Source organism: Gabonibacter massiliensis (assembly GCA_001487125.1).
Taxonomy (GTDB): domain Bacteria; phylum Bacteroidota; class Bacteroidia; order Bacteroidales; family Marinifilaceae; genus Gabonibacter; species Gabonibacter massiliensis.
In genome coordinates, this window is the sequence record LN913013.1 from 1,285,772 (window position 1) to 1,302,475 (window position 16,704).

Genomic DNA, 16,704 nt, shown 5'->3' on the forward strand with positions numbered 1-16,704 from the left:
TTATATTTAGAAAGATCCGTACGCATTCAAAGCTTTTATTAAACCCGAATAGTAACTTTGAGCAGCCACTTTAGCATGTACATAATTGAGTTGTGAAGTCTGCCGATAAGTCTGGGCGTCGATTACTTCCAAAATAGAAATTTTCCCTTCCCCGTAACGTTCCAACGCTTTTATTTCGTTTTCACGAGCCTTTTCCAATGAATTTTCACTCAAAACCGCTCGTTCCTGCGCCTGCAATAAATTCAGATTAGCCGTCTGTATGTCCAATGCCACTTCATCTTTCACCCGATTCAACCGATCGATTGCCATACCGATCCGCTCCGTAGAAGCTCTTTTTTCACTACGACGTTTTCCCCATTCAAATAAAGGTACTGATAATTTGGCATAAGCAGCATAATTAGGATCCATATCCGAACGAAAATTATATCCTGGAGAGGTATAATTTCCTTCCATACCCACATAAAACTGAGGCTTATATTGAGAATCATTTCGTCGCGAACTACTCTCGATTATCTTTACCTGTTCTTCAGCAATCTTAATTTCAGGACGATTCATTCCGGTCGATAACGATAAGGAGTCTCCAATGGCAAGCATTGGGACAACTGTTTCTATTTCCGTAGAACTTTGCAATTCCACACCGATAATGGAATTAAGAGCCATACATCCCGTTTGGAAATCATTTTTTGCTTGCAACAGGCGATATTCAGCCTCATTGAGCTTCACCTCAGCCATCAATAAATCTTGAGGATCGGCCAACCCTGCATCCACTCTTTCCCCGATTGTTTTTACCAATGAAGCCATCGAATCATAAAAATCTTGGACTACATCAATGATCTCCCGACGAGCTACCGTGTTCCAATACTGAATATCTGTCTGGTAACAAACCATAACCCGCACCATTTCGGCTTGGCTGACCGCCATGGCCTGTTGATGCCGGACTAACCGAATGGCCTCGAGAATCCGGCCTCCCGTGTAAACTGGTTGCAACAAAGCAACCGATGCGCCGTATTGCATATGTTGTCCTTCAAAACTTTTGGATACTCCTGCAACCGGCAATTCGATGGACAATTCCATCGGATTACCCGTATACCGGAAACTCGCATCCGCAGCCAACTTCGGCATTCTATCGGCACGGACCGATTTTTCAAGTTCCAAACTGACTGAAATATTTTTCTCTGCAGCTTTAAGATCGTGATTATACTGCAAAGCCATAGAACGATAAGTATCGAGTAATGAGCTTTGTTGTGCGGATACCGTCGACAAACAGCCTAAAGCCACAAACATTAAACCAATCTTTTTCATCGTTGATATTCTTTTACGTTATAAAATACAGTATAAAGAGCCGGAGTAACAAACAGTGTCAACAAGGTTGCGAATGCCAGTCCAAAAATAATAGTAGCGGCCATTCCCCCGAAAGCGACATCAAACAGGAGAGGCACCATACCAAAAATGGTCGTCGTTGCAGCCATTAATACCGGACGAGTACGAATAACGGTAGCTTCGACAATAGAAGTATAGAGGCTAATGCCGCTCCGGTGTTGTATATTGATTTCATCAAGCAGCACGATAACATTTTTAATAATCATCCCTAAAAGCCCCAACCAACCGGCAATCGGGAAAAAGCCAAATTCGAACCCGGTAAGCAACATGCCGACAGCAACACCAATGATCGACAAGGGGAGTACACAAAGAATAATGACAGGTTCTCGAAAATTACCAAAAAGAGCTACAAGAATTACCACCAACAAGAGAAAAGCCAAAGGAAAAAACTTGGCAAGTGCCTGTAATCCTTCTCCCTGATCCTTATATTGCGAATCCCAAAAGAAAGAGTATCCTTCAGGTAAACGGATCTTTTCAATCTCTCCCCTTATCTCTCCGTGTACCTCGGCCATCGTGTGTCCGGGCTTTACACCACACATGGCAGCCATCGATAATTGTCGGTTATACGTTCTGACCTGTGGAAACTCCCAGGTAGTTTCAATACGTTCGGTCACTTGCGACAGAGGAGCTGATTTACTTCCATTCCAGATAGAGAAATTTCCCAAAGACTCAGCATCCGTGACATTGGGTACTTCCGATTTAAGTTGCACGGGAACTTTTTTCTCCTTATCCCGATAAACACCTACCGTAAATCCGTCACTAATAGACTTCACGGACTGAATCATATCTGCTTTTGTAATCCCCAGCATTCCAGCTTTCACCGGATCATATACAGGACGGATCACCATCGTCATATTACCCCATTCGTTACGAGCATCCGCAACTTTTGGATTCCGCCGCATAATTTCGATAGCCACTCCAGTCAGCGAATCCAAAACAGCCATATCAAGTCCCAAGAAACGGGCTTCAATCAAAGCTTCTGTAAGCGGGCTAAGTTCAAATTTATTGACTTTAACAAAGGCCTCCGGATACTTTACGGGAATAGAATCCTGCAATATAGCATGTAATTGACGGGACATCGACGAAGTCCTACATTTCACCAGCAACTGTGCATAATTTGATTGCGGTCCGAAAGAGACGTTTGCTAAATAATAACGCGGAGGCGTTCGGCCCACGAATGCAGACACGCTCTCGGTTTCCCCGTAAGTACGAATATAATCTGTCATATCTTCGGCGATACGGTCAGTCTCCTCTATCCGGCAACCTTCCGGCAACCACATATCAATGGTAAAATATTGCTTATCAAGTGACGGAACAAAAACCTTCGGAATAAATCGAAAGCTCCAGGCAGAAAGACAAAGCATCACAACCAGGCAGGACAGAACCAGGTATTTACGCCGGATCACCCAATGCAAAGAGGAACGGAAAATGTCGTACCATTTCCCAGAAAACAAATTCTCTTTCAACTCGGCAGGATGCGGACGGCGAACAAATTCCTGAATAAAAAACGGAGTTTGCGTAAGAGCAAACACCCAACTGAACATGAGTGACACGCCAATAACAATTACCAACGAGGATAACAACTCTCCTGTAATATGCGGAGAATAATAAATAGGCATAAAGGTCAGAATAGCAATAACCGTAGCCGCCAGCAAGGGTAAGGCCGTCGAAGAACAGGCCCGCATCAAGGCTACTCTTTTACGCATGCCCCGTTGCATATTGACCAAACAAGAGTCGGACACAACGATGGCATTATCCACCAGCATGCCCATGGCAATAATAATCGCAGCCAGCGACATGCGTTGTAGCGCAATCCCATTGGAATACATCACGATAAGCGTAGCAAATATAGAAAATACCAGTCCACTACCTATCAAAATTCCATTTTTAAACCCTATAAAGAAAAGTAAAATAGCCACAACCGTGAGCACGGAAACGATCAGATTGACAATAAACCCGCGATTGGCGACATCCGATTCATATCCCTGATCATAAATACAGGAAAGATGATATCCCGCCGGAAGTTTCCCCGAAAATTGATCGATTCGCTCTTTCACGAGTTCTGCCATATCCACCACATTCCCGGTAGGGACTGTCGAAACGGCGATACCGATAGCCGGTTCTCCATTGATCCGCATAATGTTCGACGCTGGCATCTGATAAGCTTCACTGATTTCAGCAATATCTCCCAGCCGAAAATGTTCACTACTTCTGGAAACGATCGTCAAATTCCGAATATCATCGAGCGAATAAAAATTCCCTGTGGATTCAACACGAATACGATTCATTCCCGATTCTATTCCCCCGGCATCCACCACTCTATTTTGTCCTTCGAAAGCATGTATAATATCCGTTGTCGTAATACCACTTTGCGACATGACGGAGGGGCTTATTCGTACTTCGATCGTAGGCATTTGTACGCCATAAATTTCCACTTTGGCTACATCTTTGACTTTTAGCAACTCATTTTTAATCCATTTAGCCTGATCTTCCAGTTCCCGGTAACTATGCCCGGATCCTGTCAAACCATAAAAAACGCCAAGGACATCTCCAAAATCGTCATTGACAACGGACGGACCCGCCCCAACCGGTAATTTTCCTTGTACATCGCTTACTTTTCGGCGAAGCTTATCCCATAATTGCTGCATTTCGGAGGCACGAATTTCTTTTTTTACATACACCGTAATTTTAGAAAGCCCGGCCCGGTTTTCCGTTTTTAAATAATAGAGTTCTCCCATAGATTGGATTGCCTCTTCCAATACATCCGTTACTTGTGTCTGAACCTCCGAAGGCGAAGCCCCCGAATAAGGCGTAATTACCAAGGCCTGCTTAATTGTGAAAGGAGCATCTTCCAATTTCCCCATTTTCAAGTAAGAGACCCCCCCCCCAAACAAGACCAAAACAAGCAGCAAGACACTCACGGACTTCTTTTGCAAAAAATATTTAATCAGCTTCATTATAACTTCTGTTTTTCAATTTTTCATTTATATAAATCTGTCCTTTTATTGTCACAATTCCCCTCGTGAAGGCTTGAATACGTTTGGTTATTTCAAGTGATTCCGATAACGAGAATGGACAGGCATCCGGCATAAAAAGATTCGACCAATGTTTTCTAAAAAAAGTGTAAACAAGATGTGGCGATACGGTGGGTCGGACATACCCGTTTACAATCGCATCTTCCACCTTATCCCGACAAGCAACAGCATAGCTATCTAAAAAATTATCCAGAAAATGAAAAACATCATGATAATATTTTTTTATCTCCAGACAACAACGACGGCTTAACTTTCCGCACAATTCGGGATAAGCCTCGACAAAATCGACCATAATATCCGGTAAACATTCATCCGCATTGTTAAAGATTTCTTCCTGATTTATCCTGTATGTAACACACTTCAACAATAATAGTTCCTTTGTTCGAAAATACTTTCTCAGGGTATGGGATGTCAGATTTATAAGTTTGGCTATCTCTTCCAAGGAGAGTGATCGAATGCCGTATAATCGAAATATGCCCACCACCTGTTGAATAATTAGAATTTCACGTTCCATCAGATATATTCTTCATCCCCGATATGTACTTCCATTCCTTCCGATAAAAAGCGAAGTCCGCTAACCGCCACGACTTCTCCCTCAATCATACCGGTCTCAATACATACCTTTCCTTCAGGCATTAATTTTCCCAATGTTATTTTCCGCCGACTAACACGTCCCTTTTCTTTATTAACAATCCACACAAAATCTTCTTTTGCAGGACTATGCCAAACAGCTTTCAACGGAATGATAACGTTTGAATCTGCAATCGTCTCTGAGGGCCGGAAAGAAAGCTTTCCGGACATGCCTGCCGGTAACTGTTCTCGTTGATTCGGCAATAAGGCAGTTAACAGGTAAGAAAGATTATTTGGTGTCGTACTTTTGGATATCTTCTCGATCTTTAACTTGTATACCCTATCTGGTATCGCATCAAAACGCAATTCTACCTCCTGATTCAAAGACTTGCTCAAAAGGACCTGCTGATTAACATATGTTTCTATCTTCAGATTATTAATATCAACAAACGATATAACCGGTTGCGAAGCTTTCACCTCTTGATATTTCTCAATATACACCTCCCCGACATATCCATCAAAAGGTGCAATCAACCGGGTATCATTCAATTCGTTAACTGCCGTTTCATAAGCCGTTTTTGCCGATATATAATCGGCTTTAGCCTTTTCGAAGGTGCTTGCAGATACATTTTTTTTATCATGAAGAATCCGAATCCGCTCGAACTCGGCATGCATTTGTCGATACACGGCTTCAGCCCGTTCTTTACGGATACGAAAATCACGGGCATCAATTTCAGCAATAACGTCACCGCTTTTGTAATAATTTCCGGCAAAGACTTCAAAACGATCGATAGGTCCTCCTACCCGAAAAGAGAGTTCCGATACCCGAAAAGGAGCAGATATAAACGAAAACTCCCACCGATTCTGCAAGGGCTCCTTCACGGCCGAGGCCGTTCGTACAACCATTTTCCGCTCTCGATTGCTTCGCATGGAATCCTCACACGAAACCAGTGCCATTATCAAAATCAACACTGTTATTAAATTCATTGCTACTTTCATCTTCTTTTTATTTTTGGACGAAAATAGCAGCTTACTTTCAAGTCTACCGGATAAATTTTTCCGAAACCGGAAAATAAGATTCTGAAATCGGCATTCGGATAAACGAAGTTGCATGAACCATCTATCATATTCATTCATACAGAAAGGCTATCGAAAATTCATTCAAGATATTCTATCCCTTTTTCAACCATTTAAAATACCAAAAGCCACATTCAATAAAACTCGTACAAGAAATTTATGAATTTATCCCACGCATTACATTATTCCGAATGAAATAATTATACTTTTGTCAGAACTCTTAAAACAAGAATTTATGAATATCGAAGAATTTCGGGAAATTTGCCTCTCCTTTCCGCACACGACAGAAGAGTTTCCATTCGATGAAACCACGCTGGTGTTTAAGGTCTTCAACAAAATGTTCGCCTGTACCGATATCCTACCTTTTGAATGGATCGCTTTAAAGTGTCAGCCGGAAAAAGCGATTATGTTAAGGGAAGAGTATAGCGAAATCGTCCCGGGGTATCATTTCAACAAAAAACACTGGAACACCGTATACATTCACGGATCGTTATCGGATAAACTGATCGAGGAGTTAATCGAACACTCTTACCGGGAAGTCATTCTAAAACTACCCAAGAGTTTTATAAAAGAGAATTTCAAAGAGTTTTCATTGACGGAATCCAACCGAAAGAAATAGGGTAACTTTTCAACAGCTACCCATTTTCCATTATAAATTTTCCATCCCGTCAAACCTTGTTGGGTTTTCGAATATAATGCGGCATTTCAAAAGGTATCTCCAAGGAAAATTCTACCAGTCCCCGGTACTCTCCGTTTTCATACCAGGGTGTCTGATAGATCAGTTTTTTAACGCCGTTCTTTTCAATCGTGTAAGCATTTGTCGAATGATTTTCCATCAAGCCGAGCAATTTCGTTCGGGCCGGCTCCGGATGACAATCCAACACGTTTTGTCCCACCAGATCACCGTGATTCGTTTTTTGAGATTTATCATTCATCATCAAGATATTTCCGTCGCTATCACATACCGTGATTGCCACGTTTAACTCTTTCATATAATCCATAGCTATTCTTTTTTATTTATACTGCAAATCTACAACATTTCAATACGATTTCATCCACCTGATTATGAAAATAGTCCTTTCGTAACTCCCGGTCCTGTTGATTTTTTCAAATTATTTCTTCTAAAATATTTTGCAGGAACCAAACAAATCCATATATTTGCATCGCTTTTGAGAAAATTCCTTAGTAGCTCAGTTGGTTAGAGCGGCGGACTGTTAATCCGTAGGTCGTAGGTTCAAGTCCTACCTGAGGAGCCACAAAAAGCCTTACAGATTCTGTAAGGCTTTTTTTATTCCTTTCTTTTCTGAAGAATCGATTCCCTTTCAGACCATAATTCCAATATCCCCGTCAAGAGAGGTGTTTTTTCAAAATAGAATGTATCGTCACGGATTTTATAGGTTTACTTATAAAATCCGTACATCCTGCCTCCCAGCATTTCTCCCGATCCACTTCGAATGCATAAGCCGTTTGAATGATTATAGGGATATCCGAAAATTTACGGATCTCTATCATTGCTTCCAAACCATCCATACGAGGCATTTTCAAATCCATCAGGATGGCATCGTACTTATTTTTCTTAAACATTTCCACGGCCTCTATTCCATCTCGAGCCCGATCCAACATATAATCTTTCTTCAACAATGCCTTTAACAATAGATAATTACTATCCGTATCTTCGGCTATTAAAATATGCTTCTTATCCTCATTCGCTATCACAGGCCAATCTTCCGGCTCGTTAGAGACCTCAAAGACAAAATGTCCCTTATCCTCATCCAGATAAAGAGGTATACGAAAATAAAAAGTGGTACCTTTTCCCAATTCAGACTCGACGCGAATATCACCACCTAACAAATCCATAATAGCCTTACAAATAGGCAAACCCAGTCCTGTCCCCGGCTTGAACTCATCCACTTTATAAAACCTATCGAAAATACGCGGCAAACTCTTTTCCGGAATCCCTTCTCCCGTATCAGCAACTGAAAACTCCAACCATTCCCGATCTTCCGAGAGCCGGGTTCCTAAAGTAATCTTTCCTTGTGAGGTAAATTTCTTGGCATTATTAATAATATTCGTAAAGACCTGCGTAAGTTTCACGCTATCCGTTTTTACCCGTAAACCTGTTGGAACCTCCTCTTTTACCAAAACAATTCGTTCAGGCATCAAAAGCCGATGAGTTTCAAAAACCGAATTAACCATCTCATTTACGTCACACTCTTCCACCTGACATCCGACCGAATTGGATTCGATACGAGAAAGATCCAATATATCATCCAACAAAGACAAAAGCAGTTTACTATTTTTATTGATCGCGGCACAAAATGTTTGCTTTTCTTCATGGGAATAATCCTTTTCACATATTAGATTTGCAAAACCGACAATTCCATTGAGAGGAGTCCGTATTTCATGAGAGATATTTGCCAGAAAAGCGGACTTCAAACGATCGGATTCTTCCGCTTTTTCCATAGCGTGTTTCAACTCTTCTTCTATTCGCTTATGCTGTTCTATATTGATATCCAACCCATATAAATACTTTATTTTCTTCCCTTTACCCACCTCAATGGTTTGAACGACACCCCGGCATTCCCACCAACTGTACTGACCGTTTCCCTTGTAATCCACACGATAAGCCGCCGTAAATTCGCCACTATCCTGTTTTTGTACCCTTTCGAAAAACTCACTAAATCCGGCTCGATCTTCCGGATGAACATAGAGTGCAAATTTCTCCAAGGTATCAAAAGGCTCTTTTTGAGCTCCCGTCTCCCCGAACCCTTCTCCAAATTCAAAAGTCTGTTTATCGATATTAAATACCCACGTATAAAAACGTAATATCCCTATCGAAATCTTCAAGAATCTCTGTTGCTGCAATTCATCCGTCATATCCCTGAAAATCAACACGGCTCCGGCAACACCACGCAAACTATCGAATAAAGGAGATATACTTCCCGTCACATGCTTTACTTCTCCCCGTGTCGAAACCAACAACGCATCCGCATTCAACACCTGTCTCTCCCCCGTTTCCATCACTTTTCGTATAACACGCTGCATATATTTTTCATCCCCATCCACACAAATGTTGCACACCTCATTCAAACGTTTTCCTATTCCATCCTGCCCGTATCCCACATTTTCCAAGGCGATACGATTCATTTCCAACACCTCCATCTCCCGATTCACAACAACAATACCCTCCTCCATCGAAGAGAGCGTATGGGATAAAACCTCTGTTTTTCGCTCCAAATTTTTTGCCATTCCTTTAGCCGCCGCTTCCAGTTTCTGACTCCTGTGGAACATTGTTCGGTAACGTAAATAGAAAAAAAGAAATAACCCTAATAAAATGACAAGAAGAACGATGAAAACAACAAAAAAGAATATGTAATTCCGATAAGTCACAAATAGGGAATCAGGTTCATTCACGATAATGCTTCCTTCCGGCAAAATCGCCCGTTCTACCTGCCTACGCTTTAATTGCAAGTCATCAAACATAAAGACACCCTCTGCCGTATCAACCGGCACATTCCGGACATCCTCCCCCTTCAATATCTTAACGGCTAATTTTCCCGCCCGAGTTCCTTGATCCTCCGCCCGCAACAAATATCCGCCCAAAATACCGTTTCCCTCGGCAAAATCCATCGAAGACAGGATCGGCGCCGGAGCCTCCTTTGAAAAAATAGGATAATAAACTTCCGCGGACCTATACATTCCCTGCCGATCCCGCTGCCAAGTCGAAAGAATAATAAAAGAGAGAGGATCAAAATTTTCCATTTCCCCTATTAAATCATCCACCGTCGCTTCATTTTCTCCCATGTATTCTATCGGGAATACACGCTCATATTTAACCAATTGGCTTTGGGCCATTTTTTTATGCATCCTTCCGGATTCCGTACTGTCCGAAATAACATATACTTTACGAGCTTCCGGAAATAATCTCCGTCCCAGTAAAAAAACTTTCTCGTAATCCAATTTACTAACCACTCCCGTCGCATTTTCCCAGCCCTCTTGTTTTCTGTCATCAGAGACTGCCACCGCACAGAAAACAACCGGAATTTTTTTTATCATCGGAATATCCAATGAAAAAAAGATTTGATTGGCCTCCTTATCCGAGACAATAATCAAATCCTGTCTCCCCCGGATTTCACTCAACGTCTGAAATAAGATTTCGGCCTGTTTATCCTTATCTTTTGTTCTTTTAGAATCCAAATGAATAATTCTCAAATCAACCCTCAACCCGGCATCCTTCAACTGCCGTTTTACCGTCTCAATGATATTTCTCGTCCATATTTGCTCTTCGTGATAAGAGCTGATAAACAAAACTTGCTTCACCGAATCTGCCGTAGGAAATACTCCTGTTTCTGCTTTTACCGAGACAATTCCAATCATCATCCACACGAACAGCATTCCCCATTCTTTCACTAAATAAGCTATTTTCTTCACTTTACAATAAAATTTAACTGAAATTTGAGATAAAGATATAGCTTTTATTTAAAATAATCTCCTTCTTCAAGTATTAATAAAAAATAATTTAAATCTCAAATTTATTATTATCCTTATAAACACTCATCTTTTCCCGTATCAAAGATAATAATTTATATCATTTCATTTTTTAGTTCTTTTTAAAGAAATAATTCAAAACATCATACTTCTCATGTAAAAGATAATCACTCGTTTATAGCAAGTACACGATAAAAAAACATCTAAATCCCAGGATTGAAATAAATCACGATTATTTATTTTTAAGTAGATAATAATCAAAAATTAATTACTTTTGGGGTCATTAAAACAAACAAAAAATTTAGCTATATGTACGGAAAATTTCAAGACTTTTTAAAGACTGAAATCCAGTCCATAAAAGATGCCGGTTTATACAAAAGCGAAAGAATTATCGTTACACCGCAAGGTGCAGAAATCAAACTTGCCACAGGTGAGACAGTATTAAATTTTTGCGCAAACAATTATTTGGGGCTCTCGTCTCATCCTGCCGTAATTGAAGGAGCGAAAAAGGCTTTAGACAGTCACGGATACGGAATGTCATCTGTTCGTTTTATCTGTGGGACTCAAGATATTCACAAGGAACTGGAAGCCAAAATCTCCAAATTCTTCGGAACCGAAGACACTATTCTTTACGCGGCTTGTTTCGACGCTAACGGCGGTGTATTCGAACCCTTGTTCGGGCAAGAGGATGCCATTATCTCCGACGAGTTGAACCATGCCTCTATTATTGATGGCGTTCGCCTGTGTAAAGCCGTCCGCTACAGATATAAACACGCCAACATGGCTGATCTGGAAGAACAATTGAAGATCTCACAAGCACAACGCTACCGCATCATCGTTACCGACGGTGTTTTCTCCATGGATGGAGACATCGCTAAAATGAACGAAATCTGCGATTTAGCTGAAAAATATAACGCTTTGGTTATGGTTGACGACAGCCACGCGGCCGGATTTATCGGCAAAACGGGCCGCGGTTCTGCCGAACACCATCATTGCATGGACCGGGTAGATATTTTCACCGGAACCCTCGGTAAAGCTTTGGGTGGTGCCATGGGAGGATATACCACCGGTAAAAAAGAGATTATCGACATGTTGCGTCAACGTTCCAGACCTTATCTATTCTCCAACTCTTTATCTCCGGCAATCTGCGGTGCCTCTATCGCCGTATTCGACATGCTGAGCAAGAGCACCGAGTTAAGAGACAAAGTGATGGATAACGCGAATTATTTCCGGGCCAAATTAACGGAAGCCGGGTTCGACCTGAAACCGTCCGAGTCCGCTATATGCGCTTTGATGCTCTACGATGCCGTTCTTTCTCAGGAATTTGCCGCCGAACTGCAAAAAGAGAACATCTACGTTACCGGTTTCTATTATCCGGTCGTACCGAAAGGACAAGCCCGTATCCGTATCCAACTGTCCGCCGCTCATACGCGCGAACAATTGGATCGTGCTTTGGCCGCCTTTATTAAGATCGGTAAAAAACTGAACGTGATTAAATAAGACGTTTGCTATAAAGAAAAATCTCTCTTATCTAAACAGGTAAGAGAGATTTTTTTATAAAAACAGGCACGTTAACCAATTAAGTAAGTTCCATCCTTTGTTTATCATTTAGTATTGCAGCCCTTATTGATTCCAGTTTAGTCATTGCAAGAGAAGTACGATCCGTGAAAACATCGTTCAGATTTCTATGTCTAAAATATTTCGTTGCCTGATAGTTTTCATCTCCGCCCACCATCAGTGTAAACGGTGCAGTAGCATTATCAGCTTGTAAAATACCATCCAACAAATTACCTATCCCGATGTATTTTTCAGACACGATGGTTCCCGGATAAATTTTAAACATGGGAGAGAGATTGAAAAAACAATTCATACTTAAATATTCTTTATCCAAAGATACTCCCCAATTATCTCCATAAAATTTTTGAATTTGTTTCATGGGGAAATAGGGCCCCTTAAAATTTCGTTCCGGGAGAAACAATATCTCCGGCTGTACCCATTCGTCTGCCTGAAGGCCGACCCGTTTATAAGAACGCAGGGTAAGCGGGACCTCTGCTATCACAAGCTTCCGGTAAGGGAACCCTCCCTGATTCGAACGCCCCAAGCTCGGGAAAAACAATTCCAGCATCCCAACCATTTCATCTTTCCGGGGATGAAACTCTTTTTGCCAATAATCATGATTTTTAAAATAATAAAGTTCTATGTCTACCTCGTTTAAGCGAATCTCTTTTTTCTGATAGCGTCCCATGCATAAAGACAATTTAGACAAAGGCTGCTCGTTTTCGAAAACAACTTCTTTTCCCTCCCGCTTCATTACTCCCTGCGATAAAACGAACTCTTCCTTTTCCGGCCTGACCCGTAAACAAAAACGGGTATAATCATAGTTAAGAGCTAAAGGAGAAGAGACGTTTATCGGGGGAAAAGCCGACGGATACCACAAACATTCCGGTAACAAGAAAGTAAATTCGTCCCCCACGACAGCATAGTCATTTCCTTCCCGCAAAACAGACCGGGTAAGGGTCTCATTCGTCTCTATCCGGGAATCCCGATGCCGATCGACCGAAACCTCAGGATAACAAACCGCATTGTCGATTGTCCCTTTATAGGCTATATGCAGGGAAAGCGAATCACCCGCGGCAAGCGTATGCTCCAAAATAATAACTTGATGATCCCGAATAAATTTTACCGGAATTCCGTCGCTTGTCAATACTTCAACCTGCAGGCCAGGATTTAAATAAAGTATCGGTTTACTCATCTCTTTTTTTGACTTGTTCGATAACAACAAATCACCTTTCACCTCTATCCGGTCTCCTGCCCGTTCCAAATACAAATCCTGAGAAATCACATGAGCCAAAGGCTTATTCGCGTATCGATCATAAACCTGCAAGTATAGATTTCGACGTATCTCGTCCCGAATAAAAAATCTCAGGTAACCGCCCCCAAGCAACACTCCCGAAATCAGACAAAATACCCCTCCCCACCGAATCATTTTCTGCATCCTCCCGATTTCCGTTAATCGTTTCATGTTCCGAATCGAAAGAAGCAGCAATCCGACTCCCCACAGGAAATAGATCGACCGATGAAAAACATAAAGCTCGAAATGAGCCATTCCCGTCACATCCGAGAATAGCGTGGTCACCGCACGTCCCCATGGGTCAAACAGGCCGTATCCTCCATTATCTCCGACAAAATAAAACAGCACAAAAACAAGCGACATCCATAAATACAATACGAAATGAAGTCTTACCCGGAGAGAGAGCCATATGACAAATCCCAACATAAAAATCAGCGTCGGCAAGGTCAAAGTCAGGAGATAAAACAGATAGAATAACGGCTGAAATACGTCACCCCTCGCCGCAAGCAAATGGATTCCCAGAGTAATCAAAATACTGATAAGATTCAACAGGAGGCATACGATTGCAATCCCTAACACCTTCCCGAAAAGATAAGTCACATTCGTGAACGGCCGAACGGTAAAAACCTCATTCGCCCGGAACTTTTTATCTCTCCAACAACAATCTATGCCTAACCAGACCACCCAAAAAATCTGCGAAACATTAAATAACCAGGCATTAACCAAAGGGATGCTACAAGGTATAGCCGCATTCACCCAAGATGCCCATTCATTTCCTTGCAAATCCCATTGAAAAACAGCAATACCCGTAATCACGCCAAGAGCCAAAAGCCAACACAATTTTCGACGTAAAATCAATTTACATTCATATAAAGCAATAAGCCAAACTGTAATCATCTTTTCAAAATTTAGGTTCAAGTTCCCCTAAAACGAATAAAAGATCAAACAGGGCGACAGTTAGCTCACAACATGATTCATTTTTATACTATATTAACACATGCTTTTATTATACAAAGGAAGATATTTAAGGTTTCTATCCACATATTACGAATGGAAGGATTTGAGAACAGCAAACAGATAACGATCGTTACTAATGTTCATTTACAAGAATTGCAACGAATATCTCTTATCGTCTCTCTCTGTTTTCCTGTTGATAAAACGTACAGTACTTATTTAAAACACACTCTTCACAAAGGGGATTCTTTTTCCTACAAACCACCGAGGCATAATCGAGTATAGCCCAATTCAATTCTTTGCACCTCCAGACTTCGATAATATCATTTGCCAAATTCTGAATCTCTTTGTCAAAACGCACATCGATAAACTCTCCCGGTTTAAAATAACGCTTCAACAAACGGGACATATTCACATCCAACAAGGGTTTTCTATTCGACAAAACAAATAACTCGTAGGCATTTGTCACATACAACCCGATAAAACCGGAATCGGCCAACTGGTTGGAATCTTCCGGCAACTTTCCCTGTTTTTGTTTCAGATCCTGTCCCAACTTATACAACCGCTTTGCCCGGTGACGGTACAATCCCAAAGGCCGCATGATCTCCTCCAATTCTTCCAGAGTTGCATCCGACAAAGCTTTCCAATCCGGATATTTTGAAAAGAAGGTATTGAAATAATCAGCAACGGTCTCAGCCTTCGTTCGTTGCAGCAATATCTCGGAGAGTATCTGCTGGTATTTGGTCGCACCCGGCTCCCGCCAAGGAAACGAACGCCTGTTGCGGTCAAACCACTCCAGCAGCCTTCGCTGCAAATATTGCACCATTACTTCTCTCATCCTTCACTCAATCGATAAATGATCCTATATTTTACAAAACGATTTATAAGACAAAGCTAACAAAAAATCTTTTGGATACACGATAATCCGTCAGAGGAGTCGATCAAATATAACTTCCCTAATCTGCCCACTATTTAATCTGCGGATATGTTATATGATAGAAATTACTCTGGTTATTTGCAAATAGTCATCGATAACCTTTATAACTCCTCATAAACAAACCTTTCGATCCTGTATTGCAAGCAGATGCAGCAAAATAAGAAAGTAATACTCGAATCATCAAAAAAAAATCCAATCATTCGACAATTATTAAAATATTAACCGTTCTTATTTCAATATAAAAACATATTGTTATATTTGTATATCACATTGCAATAGTGCGGATGTTAACACACACAGATAAAAACAATATCAACAAATTAAATCATTACCGGAATATCCAGTCAAATAATCGATACTGATTGAATGACAATTTTCCAAAAAAGAAAAACGATATCATAATATACAGGAACATTATAAACTTAGGATAAGAATTAATTCATGACGTGATTACAAAATCTTAATGATTTAACTTATTGCCAATACGAAAAAGCTGATTCAACCAACAAATACAATAATTATTAACCTCCCCCAAATAATTAAATATGAAAAATAAAATGTTTTGTCTGGCTATTATTATCTGTAGCTTATTCGGAGTAAGATGTACTGAAGATCAAAAAATGGACTATCTATATCCAGATTACATTGAAATTAATTTTAATAATTCAAATTATCAAGCTAATCTACAGCTTTTCATTGAAGCAAGCAAGCGCTTTGATGAACATGTTTATAAAGACGAAAATAAGGGTTACAAAACCTCAATCAACAAAGGTTCCGATATAAGAATCAGTGAAGACCTTTTCAACCTACTTACTAAATCATTAAAATATCGAGGACAAATAGAAGGATTTAAAAATAAAAAAATAAACATGAGCATAGAAAATACTGAAGGTAAATTACCATCAGCAAAATCTTATCCTATTTGCGATTATGATCAATGGGTATACGGACAATTAAACTATCTATGGAATGAAATTATCGGCACATGGAACAATATATCGGATGCCCAAATTTACTATTTTAGTAGGATAATTGGTATAGCAGCAATATCAGCATTCGAGTACTTTTTTTCACCCTTTTTATGGCCAGGTCCTTTATTACCTCCAAGCACACCATACAATGGGCGCATATTATTTGCCGGAGATTCTTTTCAGACAAGCTTACCGGATGGACTATATCCCTGCAAATCTCCCTCTCTAGGTATCCATCAATATGTTGCTGTAAGAAATGGTATCGCTCGCGTGAGATATTGTGAACAAGGGCCATTTAGCTGGTATAGGCGTGATCACGGCTTATCCCGTTATTATCAAACTAGAGATAGAGATTTACTTTAATTGAATAAATTTATAATCACTCCCACAAATAAAATCTCACTCTTTTTCTCGGCTAAAATTCAGAACTTATTTCCAACT

Annotated in this window: 11 protein-coding genes and 1 tRNA gene; 4 read left to right on the top strand and 8 right to left on the bottom strand. The window is 40.6% G+C overall.

The genetic code is table 11. The features are described 5' to 3' along the window. Positions 1-6 precede the first annotated feature (6 nt). The 4 genes from BN3283_RS09730 to BN3283_RS09745 are packed head-to-tail and all read right to left on the bottom strand — an operon-like array spanning position 7 to position 5,984. Complete coding sequence (locus BN3283_RS09730) at positions 7-1,302, bottom strand: TolC family protein (RefSeq protein ID WP_059026535.1); 1,296 nt, start codon at positions 1,300-1,302, stop codon at positions 7-9. Beyond that, positions 1,299-4,337: an efflux RND transporter permease subunit gene (locus BN3283_RS09735; protein WP_059026536.1), complete on the bottom strand. Its 3,039-nt coding sequence runs from the start codon at positions 4,335-4,337 to the stop codon at positions 1,299-1,301. Before BN3283_RS09735 ends, BN3283_RS09730 begins: the two co-directional genes overlap by 4 nt. After that, on the bottom strand, positions 4,324-4,929 hold the full coding sequence (locus BN3283_RS09740; protein ID WP_059026537.1) for a TetR/AcrR family transcriptional regulator: 606 nt from the start codon (positions 4,927-4,929) through the stop codon (positions 4,324-4,326). The genes BN3283_RS09735 and BN3283_RS09740 overlap by 14 nt, the downstream gene beginning before the upstream one ends. After that, positions 4,929-5,984 (bottom strand): efflux RND transporter periplasmic adaptor subunit, encoded by a 1,056-nt coding sequence (locus BN3283_RS09745; protein WP_059027230.1) that lies wholly within the window; start codon positions 5,982-5,984, stop codon positions 4,929-4,931. The genes BN3283_RS09740 and BN3283_RS09745 overlap by 1 nt, the downstream gene beginning before the upstream one ends. Positions 5,985-6,297: 313 nt before the next feature. Between BN3283_RS09745 and BN3283_RS09750 the strand changes: the two genes are divergently transcribed. Further along, positions 6,298-6,681 carry an MmcQ/YjbR family DNA-binding protein gene (locus BN3283_RS09750; RefSeq protein ID WP_041502676.1) on the top strand — a complete coding sequence of 128 codons (384 nt, stop codon included), beginning with the start codon at positions 6,298-6,300 and terminating at the stop codon, positions 6,679-6,681. 49 nt (positions 6,682-6,730) lie between these two features. Here the strand turns inward: BN3283_RS09750 and BN3283_RS09755 are convergent, their stop codons facing one another. Further along, a complete protein-coding gene (locus BN3283_RS09755) occupies positions 6,731-7,063 on the bottom strand; it encodes a transcriptional regulator (RefSeq protein WP_059026538.1) in 333 nt (110 codons plus the stop codon). A 178-nt stretch (positions 7,064-7,241) separates the two neighbouring features. Between BN3283_RS09755 and BN3283_RS09760 the strand changes: the two genes are divergently transcribed. Next, positions 7,242-7,318, top strand: a tRNA-Asn gene (locus BN3283_RS09760). A 91-nt stretch (positions 7,319-7,409) separates the two neighbouring features. On the opposite strand, the gene BN3283_RS09765 is transcribed toward BN3283_RS09760, so the two are convergent. Then, positions 7,410-10,493: an ABC transporter substrate binding protein gene (locus tag BN3283_RS09765; protein WP_059026539.1), complete on the bottom strand. Its 3,084-nt coding sequence runs from the start codon at positions 10,491-10,493 to the stop codon at positions 7,410-7,412. A 366-nt stretch (positions 10,494-10,859) separates the two neighbouring features. Between BN3283_RS09765 and kbl the strand changes: the two genes are divergently transcribed. Next, positions 10,860-12,050, top strand: coding sequence for a glycine C-acetyltransferase (gene kbl, locus BN3283_RS09770; protein ID WP_041502673.1), 1,191 nt, complete (start codon positions 10,860-10,862; stop codon positions 12,048-12,050). Between the two features lie 79 nt (positions 12,051-12,129). On the opposite strand, the gene BN3283_RS09775 is transcribed toward kbl, so the two are convergent. Both BN3283_RS09775 and BN3283_RS09780 read right to left on the bottom strand, forming a co-directional pair. Beyond that, entirely contained in the window at positions 12,130-14,298 is a 2,169-nt protein-coding gene (locus BN3283_RS09775) for a M1 aminopeptidase family protein (RefSeq protein ID WP_059026540.1), read from the bottom strand. A gap of 229 nt (positions 14,299-14,527) precedes the next feature. Next, on the bottom strand, positions 14,528-15,193 hold the full coding sequence (locus BN3283_RS09780; RefSeq protein WP_059026541.1) for an HhH-GPD family protein: 666 nt from the start codon (positions 15,191-15,193) through the stop codon (positions 14,528-14,530). Positions 15,194-15,837: 644 nt separating this feature from the next. On the opposite strand from BN3283_RS09780, the gene BN3283_RS09785 reads away from it, so the two are divergent. Continuing rightward, positions 15,838-16,626 (top strand): hypothetical protein, encoded by a 789-nt coding sequence (locus BN3283_RS09785; RefSeq protein ID WP_147625575.1) that lies wholly within the window; start codon positions 15,838-15,840, stop codon positions 16,624-16,626. Positions 16,627-16,704 lie beyond the last annotated feature (78 nt).